Origin of the sequence: Subtercola sp. RTI3 (assembly GCF_035018625.1) — a bacterium.
Taxonomy (GTDB): domain Bacteria; phylum Actinomycetota; class Actinomycetes; order Actinomycetales; family Microbacteriaceae; genus Subtercola; species Subtercola vilae.
In genome coordinates this window covers 1-16,448 of record NZ_JASJXO010000037.1, presented here as the reverse complement: position 1 = coordinate 16,448, position 16,448 = coordinate 1, and the positions used below count along the sequence as shown (strand labels likewise).

At 67.2% G+C, this 16,448-nt stretch carries 17 protein-coding genes and 1 pseudogene; 10 read left to right on the top strand and 8 right to left on the bottom strand.

Annotated elements, in window-relative coordinates; translation table 11 throughout:
• Nucleotides 1–140: 140 nt before the first annotated feature.
• From QN358_RS13275 to QN358_RS13255, 5 genes are all read left to right on the top strand, one after another.
• Nucleotides 141–1,475, top strand: coding sequence for an ABC transporter substrate-binding protein (locus QN358_RS13275; protein WP_136641290.1), 1,335 nt, complete (start codon nt 141–143; stop codon nt 1,473–1,475).
• Nucleotides 1,476–2,519, top strand: coding sequence for a sugar ABC transporter permease (locus QN358_RS13270; RefSeq protein ID WP_323512661.1), 1,044 nt, complete (start codon nt 1,476–1,478; stop codon nt 2,517–2,519).
• The gene (locus QN358_RS13265) at nt 2,516–3,415 is read left to right on the top strand and encodes a carbohydrate ABC transporter permease (RefSeq protein ID WP_136641288.1); all 900 of its coding nucleotides are present in this window, start codon (nt 2,516–2,518) and stop codon (nt 3,413–3,415) included. Before QN358_RS13270 ends, QN358_RS13265 begins: the two co-directional genes overlap by 4 nt.
• A gap of 1 nt (nt 3,416) precedes the next feature.
• Nucleotides 3,417–4,871 carry a GH1 family beta-glucosidase gene (locus QN358_RS13260; protein ID WP_323512660.1) on the top strand — a complete coding sequence of 485 codons (1,455 nt, stop codon included), beginning with the start codon at nt 3,417–3,419 and terminating at the stop codon, nt 4,869–4,871.
• 75 nt (nt 4,872–4,946) lie between these two features.
• A complete protein-coding gene (locus QN358_RS13255) occupies nt 4,947–5,930 on the top strand; it encodes a LacI family DNA-binding transcriptional regulator (RefSeq protein WP_323512670.1) in 984 nt (327 codons plus the stop codon).
• Here the strand turns inward: QN358_RS13255 and QN358_RS13250 are convergent.
• A complete protein-coding gene (locus tag QN358_RS13250; protein ID WP_323512659.1) occupies nt 5,887–6,768 on the bottom strand; it encodes a DMT family transporter in 882 nt (293 codons plus the stop codon). The genes QN358_RS13255 and QN358_RS13250 overlap by 44 nt on opposite strands.
• Before the next feature lie 71 nt (nt 6,769–6,839).
• On the opposite strand from QN358_RS13250, the gene QN358_RS13245 reads away from it, so the two are divergent.
• The 5 genes from QN358_RS13245 to QN358_RS13225 all read left to right on the top strand — a co-directional run bounded on the left by QN358_RS13245 (nt 6,840) and on the right by QN358_RS13225 (nt 11,391).
• Complete coding sequence (locus QN358_RS13245) at nt 6,840–7,820, top strand: LysR family transcriptional regulator (RefSeq protein ID WP_323512658.1); 981 nt, start codon at nt 6,840–6,842, stop codon at nt 7,818–7,820.
• Nucleotides 7,820–8,317 (top strand): RNA polymerase sigma factor, encoded by a 498-nt coding sequence (locus tag QN358_RS13240; protein ID WP_323512657.1) that lies wholly within the window; start codon nt 7,820–7,822, stop codon nt 8,315–8,317. The genes QN358_RS13245 and QN358_RS13240 overlap by 1 nt, the downstream gene beginning before the upstream one ends.
• On the top strand, nt 8,314–8,964 hold the full coding sequence (locus QN358_RS13235; protein ID WP_237280280.1) for a methylated-DNA--[protein]-cysteine S-methyltransferase: 651 nt from the start codon (nt 8,314–8,316) through the stop codon (nt 8,962–8,964). Before QN358_RS13240 ends, QN358_RS13235 begins: the two co-directional genes overlap by 4 nt.
• The gene (locus tag QN358_RS13230; protein WP_136641284.1) at nt 8,961–9,647 is read left to right on the top strand and encodes an alpha-ketoglutarate-dependent dioxygenase AlkB family protein; all 687 of its coding nucleotides are present in this window, start codon (nt 8,961–8,963) and stop codon (nt 9,645–9,647) included. Before QN358_RS13235 ends, QN358_RS13230 begins: the two co-directional genes overlap by 4 nt.
• Before the next feature lie 61 nt (nt 9,648–9,708).
• Complete coding sequence (locus QN358_RS13225; protein WP_323512656.1) at nt 9,709–11,391, top strand: YncE family protein; 1,683 nt, start codon at nt 9,709–9,711, stop codon at nt 11,389–11,391.
• A gap of 194 nt (nt 11,392–11,585) precedes the next feature.
• Here QN358_RS13225 and QN358_RS13220 read toward each other — a convergent pair whose 3' ends face one another.
• The 7 genes and pseudogenes from QN358_RS13220 to QN358_RS13190 all read right to left on the bottom strand — a co-directional run.
• Nucleotides 11,586–11,894: a hypothetical protein gene (locus QN358_RS13220; protein ID WP_136641282.1), complete on the bottom strand. Its 309-nt coding sequence runs from the start codon at nt 11,892–11,894 to the stop codon at nt 11,586–11,588.
• Nucleotides 11,895–11,934: 40 nt separating this feature from the next.
• Complete coding sequence (locus QN358_RS13215; RefSeq protein ID WP_323512655.1) at nt 11,935–12,414, bottom strand: PPOX class F420-dependent oxidoreductase; 480 nt, start codon at nt 12,412–12,414, stop codon at nt 11,935–11,937.
• A gap of 93 nt (nt 12,415–12,507) precedes the next feature.
• Nucleotides 12,508–13,665: an amidohydrolase family protein gene (locus QN358_RS13210; RefSeq protein WP_323512654.1), complete on the bottom strand. Its 1,158-nt coding sequence runs from the start codon at nt 13,663–13,665 to the stop codon at nt 12,508–12,510.
• A gap of 11 nt (nt 13,666–13,676) precedes the next feature.
• Nucleotides 13,677–14,129 (bottom strand): Fe-S cluster assembly sulfur transfer protein SufU, encoded by a 453-nt coding sequence (sufU, locus tag QN358_RS13205; protein WP_323512653.1) that lies wholly within the window; start codon nt 14,127–14,129, stop codon nt 13,677–13,679.
• Complete coding sequence (locus tag QN358_RS13200) at nt 14,126–15,424, bottom strand: cysteine desulfurase (RefSeq protein WP_323512652.1); 1,299 nt, start codon at nt 15,422–15,424, stop codon at nt 14,126–14,128. Before QN358_RS13200 ends, sufU begins: the two co-directional genes overlap by 4 nt.
• Nucleotides 15,425–15,536: 112 nt before the next feature.
• Entirely contained in the window at nt 15,537–16,199 is a 663-nt protein-coding gene (locus tag QN358_RS13195; protein WP_136641278.1) for a histidine phosphatase family protein, read from the bottom strand.
• A gap of 39 nt (nt 16,200–16,238) precedes the next feature.
• Nucleotides 16,239–16,448: pseudogene (locus QN358_RS13190) on the bottom strand (hypothetical protein); the annotation flags it as partial.

Here is a 16,448-nt window from a genome sequence, read left to right as displayed (position 1 = left end):
GTACCCCATTTTTGGATGGGTGCGGGCGGGGCTCTTGACGGGGTGGGGGCGGTGACTATATGCTCGCAGGAATCCAAGAGAGCGCTCTCACAGCACGAAAGAGAGCGCTCTCACACCAAGCCACGCACAAAGGAGTGATCGTGAAACTCTCACGACGAACGAAAGGGTTCGCTGCCGTCGCAAGCGCCGCAGCCTTCGCCCTACTCGCCACCGGATGCTCGGGGGGCAGCTCATCGGCCAGCAGCTCGGGTAGCTCGACCGACCCGATCACGCTCACCGTGACCACCTTCGGCACCATGGGCTACGACGACCTCTACAAGCAGTACGAGGCCGCCCACCCGAACATCACCATCAAGGCCACGAACATCGACACCGGCGACAACGCCAAGACCGACTGGCAGACCAAAGAAGCCGCGGGCGCCGGGCTGCCCGACGTGCAGGCGGTCGAAGAGGGCTGGCTGAGCGCGGTCATGCAGGTCTCCGACCAGTTCAACGACCTCAGCCAGTACGGCGCGAACGACATCAAAGACCGCTGGGTCGACTGGAAGCTGAAGCAGGCCACCGACAGCAAAGGCCGCCTCATCGGGTACGGCTCCGACATCGGCCCCGAAGGTCTCTGCTACAACCGCACTGACTTCGCTGCAGCCGGGCTCCCCACCGATCGCGACCAGGTCGCCGCTCTCTTCGGTGGCGACACCGCCACGTGGGACAAGTACTTCGCCGTCGGTCAGCAGTACAAGGCCGCCACCGGCAAGGCTTTCTACGACCAGTCGGGATTCCTCTGGAACGCTATGGTGAACCAGCAGAAAGAGGGCTACTACAAGACCGACGGCACCCTGAACGTCGACGGTAACGCCGACCTCAAGACGCTGTGGACCAAGCTGTCGGCGGCCACGGCCTCCGGCCTCTCGGCCAACCAGACCGCCTGGGACTGGGGCAAAGGCAAAGCCTTCACCGATGGAACGTTCTCGACCTTCGTCTGCCCCGGCTGGATGCTCGGGGTCGTGAAGGGGCAGGTGACCGCGGCTGGCGGCGACGCCACCACCGGCTGGGATTTCGCCAATGTGTTCCCCGGCGGCGCGGCGAACTGGGGCGGTAGCTTCCTCACCGTTCCCACGCAGTCGAAGCACCCGCAGCAGGCGGCCGACCTCGCCGCTTTTCTCACCAACGCTCAGTCTGAGGCGGCCGCGTTCGGCGTCGCAGGTGCTTTTCCGAGCGTGACGGCTGCCCAGAGCGACCCGGCAGTGACAGGAACGAATGCACTGTCGACGTTCTTCAACAACGCTCCGGTGGGCACGATCCTCGCTGCCCGCGCCAAGGGTGTCGTGGCCCAGTACAAAGGGCCCGACGACTCGGTGATCCAGTCGCAGGTGTTCGGCCCGGCCATCCAGCAGATCGATTCGGGTAAAGCCGATGGGTCGACGGCCTGGAACAACGCCATCACGCTGCTGAACCAGCTTGTGGTCAATAAGTAGATGACTGCCACCCTCACGCCCCGGCCGGCCCAGACGTCGCCCGAGAAGAAGGCTCCCCAGAAGAAGGTGCGGCTCCCGCTGAAGTACCGGCTCAACCGGTTCGATGTGAAAGCTTCTCCCTATCTCTACGTGGCACCGTTCTTCATTCTGTTCGGGCTCGTAGGCCTGTTTCCGCTCGGCTACACCTTCGTGGTGTCGCTGAACAAGTGGAACCTGCTCACCGGGCCGGCCGGGTTCGTGGGGCTCGACAACTACGTGACCGAGTTGAACGATCCGTTCTTCTGGAACTCGTTGTTCAACACGGTCAGCATCTTTCTGCTCTCGGCAGTACCCCAGCTCATCGGGGCCGTGCTCATTGCCGCGGTGCTCGACCAGAACATCAGGGCGAAGACGTTCTGGCGCATGAGCGTGCTGATTCCGTATGTGGTCACGCCCGTCGCGGTGACGCTCATCTTCTCGAGCGCGTTCGACGAGAAGTACGGCCTCATTAACAACCTTCTGACGTCATTCCACCTCGACCCGGTGATGTGGAAGACAGAGACACTGCCGTCGCACGTGGCGATTGCGTCGATGGTGAACTGGCGCTGGACGGGCTACAACGCGCTGATTCTGCTGGCCGCGATGCAGGCGGTTCCGCGTGACATCTACGAGTCGGCGGCGCTCGACGGGGCGGGCGCCGTGCGGCGGTTCTTCTCGATGACACTGCCGAGCATCCGGCCCACCATGATCTTCGTGATCATCACAGCCACGGTGGGCGGCCTGCAGATCTTCACAGAGCCGAAGCTGTTCAACCCCACCACGGCAACTCCCGGCGGGCCGCAGCGGCAGTACCAGACCACCGTGCTGTACCTCTGGGATCTGGCCTTCAACCGGCAGAACTTCGGCAAGGCCTCGGCCGTGGCGTGGCTGCTGTTTCTGATCATCGTGCTCTTCGGCGTGCTCAACTTTCTGATCTCCCGGCGCATCGCCTCAACCGAGGCGAGGGTGTCGAAACGCAGAATGGCCCGTCGGCTCACCGAATACAACCGGAACAAGATCTCATGACCACACTCACAGAACCCCGGCCCGACACACACCCGTCGCCCGGTCGGGGCGCACAATCGAAAGCCCGCAAGCCGCTCGGCATCGACAAACGCCCCGGCTTTCTCACCTACGGGCTGCTGATCGTCTTCTTCATCGCCGGCACGTACCCGCTCTACTGGTCGGTCATCGCCGGGTCGAGCCCGAGCTCGGTGCTCACCGACACCTGGCCGCCCCTGTTTCCCGGCGGGCTGTTCTGGCAGAACATCTCTGCCGTGTTCGACACCGTGCCGTTCTGGATGTCGCTGCTGAACAGCGTCATCGTCTCGAGTGTCATCACCGTCTCGGTGGTCTTCTTCTCCACCCTGGCGGGGTACAGCTTCGCGAAGCTGAAGTTTCGTGGCCGCGAAGGTCTGCTCGTGTTCGTGATCGCGACGCTCGCGGTGCCCACTCAGCTCGGCATCATCCCGCTGTTCATGGTCATGAAGCAGTTCGGCTGGACAGGAACGCTCGGCGCTGTCATCGTACCCACGCTCGTCACGGCATTCGGCGTGTTCTTCATGCGGCAGTACCTGGTCGACGTGATTCCCGACGAACTCATCGAAGCCGCGCGCGTCGACGGTGCGAGCATGCTGAAGACCTTCTGGCACGTCGGCGTTCCCGCCGCGCGCCCGGCCATGGCGATTCTCGGTCTGTTCACCTTCATGACCGCGTGGACCGACTACCTCTGGCCGCTGCTCGTGGTGCCGCAGAACCCCACGCTGCAGGTGGCGCTCAGCCAGCTGCAGTCGGCGAAGTACGTCGACTATTCCATCGTGCTCGCGGGTGCTGTGCTCGCGACCATTCCGCTGCTGGTGCTCTTCGTGATCGCCGGGCGCCACCTCGTCTCCGGCATCATGGCCGGGGCGGTGAAAGGCTGACATGACCGACCTGACCACGTATCCCTGGCCGGCCGACTTCATCTGGGGCTCGGCAACGGCGGCGGCACAGGTCGAGGGCGCGGCGCACCTCGACGGTCGCGAAGACTCCATCTGGGATCACTTCGCTCAGCAGCAGGGAGCCATCACGGGCGGCGACACACCCGAAGTCGCCGTCGACCACTATCACCGGATGCCGGCAGACGTTCAGCTCATGAAGCAACTCGGTTTGGGGTCGTACCGCTTCTCCACGAGCTGGGCCCGGGTGAAGCCGGGCGATCGCGCGGTCAACCCGCGAGGCATCGACTTCTACTCACGCCTCGTCGACGAGTTGCTGGGGGCGGGCATCCTGCCGTGGCTGACGCTCTATCACTGGGATCTGCCGCAGGCACTCGAAGAGAAGGGTGGCTGGGCGAACCGTGACACCGCGCTGCGGTTCGTCGACTACGCCGAGGTCGTCTACGACGCGCTCGGCGACCGGGTCGACCACTGGACGACCTTCAACGAGCCGCTCTGCTCGGCGCTCATCGGCTACACCTCGGGCGAGCACGCGCCGGGCCGGCTCGACCCGCGCGCGGGGCTCGCGGCCACCCACCACCAGCACCTTGCCCACGGGCTGGCGGTGTCGCGGCTGCGCCAGCTCGGGGCCGCGAAAGTGCGCGCCGGCGCTCAGCCCGACCGCATCGGCATCACGCTGAACCTCACCACGGCTATTCCGAACGACCCCGCCGACCCGGTCGACGTCGAGGCGGCCCGCCGTATCGATGCGCTCTGGAACCGCATGTACCTCGATCCGCTGCTGCGCGGAGCGTACCCCGTCGACCTGCTTCAGGATGTTCGTGAATACGGCCTCGAAGACCACATTCAGCCGGGGGATCTTGCGGCCATCGCGGCACCGATCGACTTTCTCGGGGTGAACCACTATCACGATGACAATGTCAGCGGGCATCCGGAGACCGTCGACGTGGTGACGAGTGTGGCACCCACCGCGCGCGAGAAACGCTCGCCGTTCGTGGGGTCTGAGTACGTGACATTCCCGTCGCGACAGCTCCCGCGCACCGCCATGGACTGGGAGGTGCACCCCGACGGCCTTCGGCGCCTGCTCGTTCGGCTCGGCGGCGAATACTCGAACCTGCCGCCGCTGTACATAACCGAGAACGGCGCGGCCTATGACGATGTGGTGGCACCCGACGGCGGGGTGCATGACGCTGAACGCACGGCCTACGTTCTGGCGCACATCGATGCGGTGGGCCAGGCCATCGCAGAGGGTGCCGATGTGCGGGGCTACTTCGTGTGGTCGCTGCTCGACAACTTCGAGTGGGCATGGGGGTACGACAAGCGGTTCGGCATCGTGCGGGTCGACTACCAGACCCAGAAGAGAACGGTCAAAGACAGCGGGCTGGCATATGCGGCTCTGATCGAGCGCGTCAGAGCGAACATCTACACTGAGACCCACTGAAGAAACGAGAGATCGAGCGTGAGCACAGAGCGTTCCGTCGACGAACCGGGCCACCCGCCGGTACCGACGCTCGAGATGGTGGCGGCCGCGGCCGGGGTGTCGCGCGCCACGGTGTCGCGCGTGGTGAACGCATCGCCGCGGGTCACCGAGAGCGTGGTGGCCGCCGTGAACGACGCCATCGCCCGCCTCAACTACGTGCCCAACCGAGCTGCCCGTTCGCTGGCCAGCCGGCGCACCCAGGTCATTGCGCTGGTGGTGCCAGAGACGACGGCCAAGCTGTTCAGCGACCCGTTCTTCGCCAGCGTCATCCAGGGCATCGCGATGGCGCTCGCCGACACCGACTTCACGCTCAACATGCTCATCTCCTCAGAGACCCGCTCGGAGAAGACCCGGCGGTACCTGCTCGGCGGCAACGTCGACGGGGCCATCGTGGTCTCGCACCACAGCGGGGATCACTCGTATGCCCAGCTCGGCCAGTCGTTGCCCATCGTGTTCGGCGGTCGGCCGCTGCTCGCCTCGGAGAGCGGCAGCTATTTCGTCGACGTCGACAACGCGGCGGGGGCTGCGGTGGCCACTGAGCACCTCGCTTCGCGTGGCAGCCGGCACATCGCCACCATTGCGGGCCCGCAGGACATGCCGCCGGGCCTTGACCGACTTGTCGGCTGGCGGCACGCGCTGGCGCTCCGGGGGCTCGACGATTCACTCTGGGAGGTGGGCGACTTCACGCCCGAGTCGGGTGCCGAGGCCATGCGCCGCCTGCTGGCCCGCGGCAGACCCATCGACGGGCTGTTCGCTGCGAACGATCAGATGGCCGCGGGAGCGTACTCGGTCATCCACGAGCACGGTTTGAGCATCCCGGGTGACATCAGGGTTGCGGGGTTCGACAACAACTACTTCGGCTCGACCGCGGTGCCGGCCCTCACCACTATCGACCAGCCGTCGGCAGAACTCGGGGCCAAGATGGCCGAGGTGCTGGTGAAGCTCATCGAGAGACAGTCGGTCGAGCGGGTGACGCTCATGTCGACGCGGCTCGTCGAGCGCGCGTCGACGGCGCCCTGACGATGAGTACGCCGACAATAACGATCGCGCCGCCGATCAGTTCGGTGAACGTGGGGATCTCGCCCAGCCAGACGAATGCGATGAGCACTGCCACCGGGGGTACCAGGTAGAGCAATGATGTCGAAGTGACCACGGGCAGGTGCGCCGCCGCGTACCCCCACAGAACAAAGCCGAGTGCCGATGGAAACAGGCCGAGGTAGAGCGCAGCGAACCGTGACGGCGTGTCGGAGGCCACGATCGCGGCCCAGCCGAGAGGCACGAACGGCAGGGTCATCACGGTGCCTGCCACCATGGCGTACGTCGCCACCTCGAGGCCCGAATACCGCTTCAAGAGCGGCCGGGTGAGCGGGTGGTAGATGCCCTGCACGACCATGGCTCCGACCACGATCCACACCGAAGCCGAGACGCTGAGGCCCGAGCGTGCGAGGCAGACGAGCAGCACACCGCCGATGGCAACGAGGCTGCCCACCACCTTCAGAACGCCCAGGCTCTCGCCGAACGCGGCAACCGCGATGGCGGCCGAGACCAGAGGCGCCGCGGCGACGATGATGCTCGCCGTGCCGGCCGGCACCTCGAGCTCACCCCAGTTCAGCAGCAGCTGGTAGGCGGTCATGCCGAAGAAGGCGCAGGCCACGATGAGCGGCAGGTCTCGGGTTCGGGGCAGCCGTACGCCGAGAAACGGCGAGACGGCCAGCAGGGCGAGGGCCGCGACCACGAGCCGGGCGAACGAGAGCCCGACGACCCCGAGTTGGGGAGCTGCGACCTGGATGGCAGGGAACGCGCTTGCCCACAGAACGACCACGGCGAGGCCGGAGAGGAGAACGCGGGGCGGTGCCATGTACTGAGTCTGGGGCATCCATTTGCAAACGTCTATTTACTTGTAGTTCGCTTCGGCGTAAGTATTGGTGTGTGTTGGATATTCGCAAGCTGACCATGCTGGCCGAACTCGACGAGCTCGGAACAATCGCTGCGGTGGCGCGTTCGCTGCGGCTGACGGCGCCGGGGATCTCAATGCAGCTTGCCGCCCTCGAGCGCGAGGTGGGTGTGAAACTCACTGAGCGGCAGGGTCGGCGCGTCGTCGTGACGCCGGCGGGCAGGCTGTTGTCGCGGCACGCGCGCGAGATCGGAGACAGGCTCGCGGTGGCCGAGAGCGAGGCCGTGGCGCTGCGGGAGGGGGCGGTGGGCACGTATCGGGTGGCCGCGTTTCCGACGGCGGCCCGGTCGTATGTGGCCGAGGCGTGGGCGGGGGTGCTGGGCAGCCTCAGCCAAAGGCTCACGCTCAGGCTCACCGAACTGGAGCCAGGCCCGGCGTTGAAGGCCCTTGCCGCAGGTGAGGTCGAGGTGGCGGTCACGCACTCCTACTCGAACATGGCGCCGCGGGCGCAGCCCGGCCTGGTTGCGACCTCGTTGCTCGCCGAGCCCGTGCTGTTGGCGACGCGCGAAAGCGGGGTGATGGCTCAGGATGCCCGGTCGGCCGTTGACCTGGCCGACTTCGCCGACGCCGACTGGGTGCTTCCGCACCGCGAGTGGACGTGTTTTGAGATGGTGCAGCGCGCCTGCGGTCTGGCCGGGTTCGAGCCGCGCTGCATCGCCGAGGCCACCGACTACAGCGTGCAACTCGCCCTCGTAGCTGCCGGCGCGGGGGTGGCACTCGTTCCCCGATCGGGCGCGCTCCAGATGCCCGAAGGGGTTGTGTTGCGCCCGCTGAGTGTGCCCGTCACGCGGCATCATTTCGCGGTCATCCGGCGGGGGTCGACGGCCGACTCCGGGCTCGCGCGAGTGCTGCAGCTGCTGGGGTCGGCCGCGAAGAACGTGGGGGGCGACAGCGGCGCCGAAAGTTTTTCGGGCGCCGATCTCACGTTCGGGCATCCGGAAGCGTCTACCCAGTGATGAACACGAAAAAACCGTTCGAGAAGGTGGTGGCCGAGCACGGCCCCACGGTGTTGCGGGTGTGCCGGGCGGTGCTGGGCGAACACGACGCCGACGATGCCTGGTCTGAGACGTTCCTCGCCGCGATGCGGGCCTACCCCGAACTGCCGGCCGACGCGAACGTTCAGGCGTGGCTCGTGACGATCGCGCACCGTAAGGCGATCGACGTGACGCGGTTGCGCCGGCGCGCGGCGGTGCCGGTGGGGGAGGTGCCCGAGCGGGCGTCGACGCTCGGGGTTCCCGGTGCCCTCGACCATGAGCTGCAGGATGCCCTCGGCGGGCTGCCCGACAAGCAGCGTCGCGCGGTGGCTCTGCACTACCTCGGCGGGTTGGCGTACGCCGAGGTGGCCGAGCTGCTGGGTGGCACGGCGGATGCGTCGCGGCGGGCGGCGGCTGACGGAATGCGGGCGCTGCGGTTGGCCTATGCGATACCTGAGAGAACTGGAGCAGGGAAATGATGAGTGTGCTGACGTCTTCTTCTGAGGCCGAGGGTGAGGCCATCGTTCTGGCTTCGCTCGTCGAGGGCACCGCCCCCGCGGCCGACGACCTCGAGGCCCTGCATCGCCGCCTCGAACTCGCCGCCGACCGCGACCGGATGCTCGACCTCGCCTACACGACCGTCGACTCTCCCGTGGGTTCGCTGCTCCTGGCGGCGACCGAGAAAGGTCTGCTGCGGGTGGCGTTCGCCGTCGAAGACCACGACCGTGTGCTCGACGTGCTGGCCGCGACCGTGAGCGGGCGCATCCTGCGGGCTCCGCGCCGGCTCGACCGTGTGGCTTTCGAGCTCGACGAGTACTTCGCCAGGGGCAGGCGGTCGTTCGATGTGGCGCTCGACCTGTCGCTGTCGAGTGGGTTTCGGCAGGTGGTGCAGCGGCACCTGCCGCTGATCGCCTACGGGCACACGGAGACCTACAAACAGGTCGCCGAGGTGGTGGGCAACCCGCGGGCCGTGCGGGCGGTGGGGTCGGCGTGTGCGACGAATCCGCTGCCGATCGTGGTGCCGTGCCACCGGGTGCTGCGTACTGATGGCGGGCTGGGCGGGTACATCGGAGGGCTCGAAGCGAAGACGGCGCTGCTGGCGCTCGAGGGGGTGGGGGCGCGATGACATCGCTGTTCGAGCTGGGGGACTTCGGCGAGGTTGGCGGGCCTGAGACAGGGCCGCGCGAGGTGGCGCCGGGGGCGTGGCATCTGCCGGGGTGGTTGACGCTGGCGCAGCAGAACTGGGTGGCCGCGAGGTTCTCGGAGTGGGCATCCGGACCCGTGCCCCCGGCTGCCGCGAAAGTGCGCGGGCACGAGATGTCGGTCAAGACCGTGTGCCTCGGCTGGCACTGGCAGCCGTACCGGTACACGCGCGACGCCACGAATGTGAACGGGTCGCGGGTGTTGCCGTTTCCGGAGTGGATGCTGCAGCTGGGCCGCCGCGCACTCGTCGCCGCGACGGGTGACGCGCACGCTGGTGATGCGTATACGCCCGACACGGCGCTCGTGAACTTCTACGACGACGCCGCGCACATGGGCATGCACCAAGACAAAGATGAGCGTTCGCTTGCTCCTGTTGTGTCGCTGTCGGTGGGTGACAGTTGTCGTTTTCGGTTCGGCAACCCGGATGCCCGTACGAAGCCCTACGTCGACCTCACGCTCGCGTCGGGTGACCTGTTCGTGTTCGGCGGGGCGTCGCGGTTGGCGTTTCACGGGGTTACCCGCATGTTGCCCGGCACGGCGCCGGAGGGCTGCGGGTTGCCCTCGGGGCGCATCAACATCACGATGCGGGAGACGGGGTTGGGGTGAGGTGATCGGTGGCGGCGCCTGGTTGTTGCTCGCGGAGTGGAATTTGAGCTATATTCACTGAATGACGAATTCTCAGAAGGCGCGGTTACTGAAGCCTGCCGTGATGGTTGGCGTGGCGGCGCTTGTGGTGCTCGGGGTGGCGGGGTCGGCCAGTGCGGCGACGAAGGGTGTGGTGACGGCGGTCATTCCTAACGGGGCGACGTCGATCGGTTCGGCTCCCCACTTCATGGCAGTGGATTCTGTTCACAATCGTGCATACGTCACGAACTATGGGAGCAATACCGTGTCAGTCATCGACACCACGGGTGCCGGTTCGACTGTGACCGGTTTGATCCCTCACGGGGTGACCTCCGGCATCGGCGTAAGTCCGTGGGGTGTCGCCGTAGACGAGGCTCACAACAGGGCCTACGTGTCTAATTCCTCCGATGGCACTGTGTCCGTGATCGACACGACGGGCGCAGGTACAAGCGTCTCGGCCGTAATCCCGAATGGCAGCGCGAGCATAGGCAGGGGCCCCGAAGCGATCGCTATCGACGCAGCACACAACCGTGCGTACGTTACCAACTTCTTTGACGGCACCGTCTCGGTTATTGACACGACCGGGCAGGGAACCACCGTTGCTGGAGTAATCACGCACGCTTCAGGCATCGGCGCAGAGCCCGGCGGGGTCGCTGTTGATGCAGCTCACAATCGTGCGTATGTGACCAATTACAGCGATGGCACCGTCTCCGTTCTCGATACCACGGGTGCCGGCACCACCGTTCTGGCAACAATTTCGAGAGGCGCCCCGGGCACTCCAGGCATTGGAAACGGTGCATGGGGAATCGCGGTCGACGGCGTGCATAGTCGGGCTTACGTGGCCAACAGTATTGACAACACGGTGTCGGTCATCGACACCACGGGAGCCGGCACCACTGTCATGGCGGTGATTCCGAACGGCGCGAATAGCATTGGCAGCCGTCCCACCAACGTCGCCATCGATGACGCGCAGGGGTTTGCGTATGTTTCGAATGATTTTGACGGAACCGTCTCTGTCATCGACACGTCGGGTAGCGGCGCAACCGTCAGATCGGTCGTTCTGCACGGAACGACGAGTGGCGCGATGGGTCTTGCCATCGACACGGCTCATCGGCGCACCTATGTTGCCAATGATGGCAGCGGAACGGTGTCGCTGTTCCAGGTGAACGTCAGTCCGACCTTCACGACGGCTCCGGGTGCGCTCGCCGGGGGAACGGTGGGAACGTCTTACGTGCCGCAGACGGTGGCGGCCACGGGGTTCCCTGCGCCGACGTTCAGCCTGTCGAGTGGAGCGTTGCCGCCGGGGCTGAAGATTGAGACGACGGGGGTGATTTCGGGTCAGCCGACGGCTGCAGGAACGTTCACGTTCGCGGTGGCCGCGAGCAATGGCGTCGATCCTGACGTGACAGAGACGTTCAGCATCACCATCGCTGCGGCCGCGACCACGACCACGACGCCCACGCCGACACCCGGCACGGGTGCGGCGGGCGGGGGAGCGACAGGCGGCGGAACTGGTGCTGGTGCTGGCGGCGGGGGTGGAGCATCCGGAACAGGGACCGGAGGCGGAAGCTCGAGCGGCTCGGCGTCGGCGCAGCTGGCACACACGGGTCTTGATGCGAGCGGGCTGGCTCCGGTGGGCGAGGGTGCTGCGGCGCTGATACTCGCGGGGGCTGCCGTGCTCGGTATGCGGCTGCGGCTGCGTACGCGTCGATCGAACGGCTGTTAGGCGCCGGGCCGCGAGGCCGGGTGAAAAGCGCCGAGCCGTAAGGCTGGTTGAGGAGCTTCGTAGCGCTCAGCATTCGAACGCTGCGAGACGGCCCGTTGCGGGCGAGGTGGCCTGTTCGGGCTGGCCACCTCGCCCGCGGCTGGTGGTATCGAGAGATCTGGTTGTCCTCGGCAACGGGCCAGCCGGGGCGGGGGTCAGCCCTCGTTGGAGGGGATGGTGGAGAGGTCGCCGAAGGTGATCTGTACCTCCGCGGTGTTGCTGGCGACGTTCACGGCGCTGTCGGTGGAGGCAGCGTCGAAGAGGAAGGTTCCGGGCTGGTTGGTCCAGACGCTGGTGATGGTGAGCGCGAGGGTGCAGTCGGCCTGCAGGTTGGTGGGGGTCGCGCCGCCACTTGCTGCCGCCGCCGGGGCCGCGATGGCGAGCGTGACGAGGGGCGTGCTCCACGCGGCCGCCCGAAGCACGGAACGCCTGGCGAGAAACTGGTCGGCACCACTATCGCTCATGAGGTCATCATGGCAGCGAACAGTGTGCGCAGCGAGCGTTCTACAACGCGTCGAGGCGGGCGGCCACGTCGGCCGGAAAGCCCCCGCTCGACACCGGGCTCCACCTCGTAATCGTGACCCTGATCAGCGACTTGTTCTGCAGCACCATGGCCGCGCGGTACTCTGCCCAGTCGGGGTGCTCGCCCGAGATGCTGCGGAAGTACTCGACCAGACCATCGGCCGCCTCGGGCATGTTCAGCACCTCTGCGGTGCCGTCGACCTGGATCCAGGCCCCAGCCCACTCGTCTGACAGCACGAGCACCGACACATGCTCGTCGCGCTCGGCGTTGCGCGTCTTGGCCCGGCCCGGGTAGGTGGAGATGACGATGCGCCCGTCGGGGTCGACCCCGCCCGAGACCGGCGACATCTGCGGGCGGCCGTCGGCACGCGTGGTGGCGATGAGCATCTTGTGCCGCGGGCGCACGAAGTCGAGCATGCCGTCGCGGTCGACGCTGGTGTTGGAGGAAATCGTTCGGGCCATGCCCTCACGCTATCGCGCCTTGCCGTGCCCCCGCCGCGAGGTGCGGCACCCGGCCCCGCCGCGCGGTACCGCGCCTCGCCGCGCCAGCCCGCCTCAGCGAACCCGCGCACCCGCGATCCACACCCCACGAATCGCGCGCGTCGCCGCAATGTCGACCGTGGGATCACCCTCGACGAGCACCAGGTCGGCCCGCAGCCCGGGCGTCACCGCCCCGCGATCACGGAGGTCGAACATCCGCGCCGGCAGCACGGTCGCCCCACGCAGCGCCTCGACCGGCGAGAGCCCCGCCTCGACGAGCAGTCCGAGTTCGTCGTGCAGCGACTCCCCGTGCGCGATGCCGAACGGCGACCCGGGCGCCGAGTTCGAGTCAGTTCCCGCGAGCACCGCGACCCCGGCCTCGTGCAACGCCGTCACCGACGCCACCGCGTGCGCGAAGTCGACGGCTCCGCGATGCGTCACGAGGTCACCGGATGCCCCGCCAGCCTTCTCCGCCACGCCCCGCATCATCACAAGCGTCGGAACGCTGACCAGCCCTTTCGCCGCAACCTCGGTTACGAGCGCCGCAGGCAGCACGGCATCGAGCGCAACGTGGGTGAGAACGTCCACCCAGGCCGTCGCCGCCAGCTGGGCCGCAGCCACCGTGGTGACGTGCGCGTACGCCCGCAGGCGATTGGTGTGCGCGGCGATGACCAGCGCATCGATGGTCGGCCCGTCGAGCGCAGCCGCTCCCATCGCCGCCGGGTCTTCGGCGATGATCTTGATGTAGTCGACCCCGTCGGCCACACGCGCCGCCACGAACCGCTCGGCATCGCCCGGCCCAGTGACAACCGAGTCACGAGCGAACCCCATGCGCGTGGTCTGCACGCCACCCGGTGCCGACGCCGGCAGCCCCGCCGTACGAATGGTCGGGGCATCCGGCACGGCCCGCAGCCCGGCGATCAGCTCCATCGACGGCGCACCCATGTCGAGCATGGTGGTCACTCCCCAGGTGGATGCCCGCTCGAGGTCACCCGCCCCGAACAGGTGCACGTGCGAGTCGATGAGCCCCGGCATCAGCGTGCCGCCGCCCCCGTCGACGACCACGTCACCGTCGCCCTCACCACCCGCGTCGGCCGTCACCGACACGATCACCCCGCCGCCGATCACCACCGTGCTCAGTTCGCTCAGCCCGTCACCCGTGAACACCTGCACGTTCACGATCGTCGTCACGCCCGAACCCACAACAGCACCCCATTCCGAATCGGCACCCACGCCCGCAGCCCTCAGCGCTCGGTCAACTGCAGCACGGCCTCTTCGGCCGCCACCCACGCGAGCATCGCGCACTTCACGCGCGCGATGTACCGCGAGGTTCCGCCGAGCACCACCGCGTCGCCGAGCAGCTCTTCGTCGGGCTCGATGGTGCCCTTCGACCGCATGGCCACGCGAAACGCGTCGATTCGCTCGGTCAGCCCGGCAACGGGCAGCCCGGGCACGAGGTCTGACAGCAGTGACGCCGACGCCCGCGAGATGGCGCAGCCGTGCCCTTCCCAGCCGAGGGAGGTGATGACCCCCGTCACCTCGTCGAGGTGCAGTTGCAGTGTGATCTCGTCACCGCACGTGGGGTTCAGCTGGTGCGACTGCGCGTCGGCCGCCGCAGCCAGGCCGAAACCGTGGCGCTCGCGGGCGTGGTCGAGAATGACCTGCTGATACAGGCCCTGCAGCTCGGTCGAGCTCATGCGTGTGCTCCAAAGAACGTGACGGTCTCGGCGACTCCGGCGAGAAACTCGTCGACCTCGTCGGTGGTGGTGTAGAGATACGTGCTCGCCCGCGTCGTCGACACAACGCCGAACCGGCGGTGCAGCGGCTGCGCGCAGTGGTGTCCGACCCGCACCGCGATGCCCCGATCATCCAGAAACTGGCCCACATCATGCGAATGGATGCCCGCCACATCGAAACTCGCCAGCCCCACCCGTTCGTGGCCGACACCCGGCCCGAGCACCCGCACCCCGTCGATGGCAGCCAGCCCTTCGACGAGCCGCCGCCCCAGCTCTGCTTCGTGGGCCGCGATGCGCCCCAGCCCCACCGCGGTGAGGTAGTCGACGGCGGCGCCGAGCGCGATCGACTGCGACACCTTCTGCGTGCCCGCCTCGAAGCGTTGCGGTGCGGGCAGGTATTCGGCGCCCTCCATGGTGACCGTGGTGATCATCGAGCCACCGGTGAGAAAGGGCGGCAGCGCGTTCAGTAGTTCGCGGCGGCCGTAGAGAACGCCGATTCCGGTGGGCGCGAGCATCTTGTGGCCCGAGAACACGGCGAAGTCGACGCCCAGCGAGACGACGTCGAGCGAAAGGTGCGGGGCAGACTGGCACGCGTCGAGCAGCACCAGGGCGCCCACGGCGTGCGCGAGCCCCACGAGCTCGGCGACCGGGTTGATGGTGCCGAGCACGTTCGACACGTGCGTGAACGCGAGCACTTTGGTGCGCGAACCGATGATCGCCGCCGCCTCGTCGAGCCGCAGGGTACCGTCGTCGGCGAGCGGAATGTAGCGCAGCGTCGCACCCGTGCGCGCCGCGAGTTCCTGCCAGGGCAGCAGGTTCGCGTGGTGTTCCATCTCGGTGACGACGATCTCGTCGCCCTCGCCGAGCGCGAACCGCGCAGCAGCAGCGCCCCCGCGGCCGAGGCTCGCGTTGCCCATCGCGTAGGCGACGAGGTTGATGCCTTCGGTGGCGTTCGACGTCCACACGATCTCGTCGTCACGGGCCCCCACGAAGCGGGCGACCGTCGTGCGGGCGTCTTCGAACCGTTCGGTCGCGAGCGCCGCGAGCGTGTGCGCCCCACGGTGCACGGCCGCGTTCTCGTGCAGGTAGTACTCGCGCTCGGCGTCGAGCACGCTCAGCGGTTTCTGGCTCGTGGCGCCCGAGTCGAGGTAGACGAGTGGATGCCCGTTGACCCGTTCACCGAGCACCGGAAAGTCGAGTCGCAACCGGTCGACCTCAGCCGGGCTGAGCGAGTCGACGAGTGAAGTGGTGGTCATAGACCGATCCTCTTTTCTTTCGCCTTTTCATCCTAGGCGCGCCTGCTGCACACGCGGCGTGTGTGACAGGCGCCGGCGCAGTGTCCGGGGTGGCTGCGCAGCGCTGCTGAGTTCAGTCGAGCGCGTCGGCTGTCGGGTCGGGCGCAGTTGCATCATCCAGGGCCGATCCGCCGATGGGCTGGCCGTCCCAGTACGTCGTGACCCACCCCGCGTCGGGCGAGCCTTCGAGCACAACCACGGCCGTGTTCGAGAGTTCGTGCGCGCGGCTGAAGTCGGCATCGATGTTGGCCGACGCGAACGAACTCCAGGCCCGAATGGCGGCGCCGTGGCTCACCACCGCGACGGTCGCGGTTTCTGGATGCCCGGCCGCCGCTTCCCCGATGGCAGCCCCGTACCGCCCGTAGAACTCGTGGCCGTCTTCGCCGCCCGGAATCCGCCCATCGAAGCTCTGCCACCACGAGAAGATCGTGCCCATGTACTGGTGAATCGCCTCGGTGTCGGTGCGCGACTCAAGCGACCCGGCCGAGATCTCCTGCAGCCCGTCGAGCTGGCGCACTTCGAGCCCACGGGCGTTCGCGAGCGGAGCCGCGGTCTCGTGCGTGCGCTTCATGCTCGACACGTAGATCGCATCGATGGGCTGAGACGACAGCGCCTCGGGCACGGCAGCCGCCTGGCGCCGGCCCAGTTCGGTGAGCCCGGGCCCCGGGATCACCGTTCCGAGGGCCCCGTTCACGTTGTCGATGGTCTGGCCGTGGCGTATGAGAAGAAGTCGCATCCCTCCCAGCCTACGGGCTCGAGCAGGTGGTGCCAGAGCTCAGCTGTCGTTCTCGCCCGAGCTGAATTCTCCTGCAGCAATCGCATCGGCGTAGGTTCGGATGTCGGGGCCGGGCTCGAAGTCGATGAAGCGGTCTTTCAGCCATGCGAACAGGGCCGAATAGACCTCGTCTGACGGCTGCCCCGCCCTCTCCTCACCCATTCCCCTCCCGTCCCCGATCGACTCGACGAGAAATGGGTGGGTGGGTGG

Excerpts from the sequence above, each read along its gene's own strand:
- QN358_RS13270 (WP_323512661.1), top strand. The coding sequence starts at position 1,476 with ATGACTGCCACCCTCACGCCCCGGCCGGCCCAGACGTCGCCCGAGAAG.
- QN358_RS13265 (WP_136641288.1), top strand. The coding sequence starts at position 2,516 with ATGACCACACTCACAGAACCCCGGCCCGACACACACCCGTCGCCCGGT.
- QN358_RS13260 (WP_323512660.1), top strand. The coding sequence starts at position 3,417 with ATGACCGACCTGACCACGTATCCCTGGCCGGCCGACTTCATCTGGGGC.
- QN358_RS13255 (WP_323512670.1), top strand. The coding sequence starts at position 4,947 with ATGGTGGCGGCCGCGGCCGGGGTGTCGCGCGCCACGGTGTCGCGCGTG.
- QN358_RS13250 (WP_323512659.1), bottom strand. The coding sequence starts at position 6,768 with ATGGCACCGCCCCGCGTTCTCCTCTCCGGCCTCGCCGTGGTCGTTCTG.
- QN358_RS13240 (WP_323512657.1), top strand. The coding sequence starts at position 7,820 with ATGAACACGAAAAAACCGTTCGAGAAGGTGGTGGCCGAGCACGGCCCC.
- QN358_RS13235 (WP_237280280.1), top strand. The coding sequence starts at position 8,314 with ATGATGAGTGTGCTGACGTCTTCTTCTGAGGCCGAGGGTGAGGCCATC.
- QN358_RS13230 (WP_136641284.1), top strand. The coding sequence starts at position 8,961 with ATGACATCGCTGTTCGAGCTGGGGGACTTCGGCGAGGTTGGCGGGCCT.
- QN358_RS13225 (WP_323512656.1), top strand. The coding sequence starts at position 9,709 with ATGACGAATTCTCAGAAGGCGCGGTTACTGAAGCCTGCCGTGATGGTT.
- QN358_RS13220 (WP_136641282.1), bottom strand. The coding sequence starts at position 11,894 with ATGAGCGATAGTGGTGCCGACCAGTTTCTCGCCAGGCGTTCCGTGCTT.
- QN358_RS13215 (WP_323512655.1), bottom strand. The coding sequence starts at position 12,414 with ATGGCCCGAACGATTTCCTCCAACACCAGCGTCGACCGCGACGGCATG.
- sufU (WP_323512653.1), bottom strand. The coding sequence starts at position 14,129 with ATGAGCTCGACCGAGCTGCAGGGCCTGTATCAGCAGGTCATTCTCGAC.
- QN358_RS13200 (WP_323512652.1), bottom strand. The coding sequence starts at position 15,424 with ATGACCACCACTTCACTCGTCGACTCGCTCAGCCCGGCTGAGGTCGAC.
- QN358_RS13195 (WP_136641278.1), bottom strand. The coding sequence starts at position 16,199 with ATGCGACTTCTTCTCATACGCCACGGCCAGACCATCGACAACGTGAAC.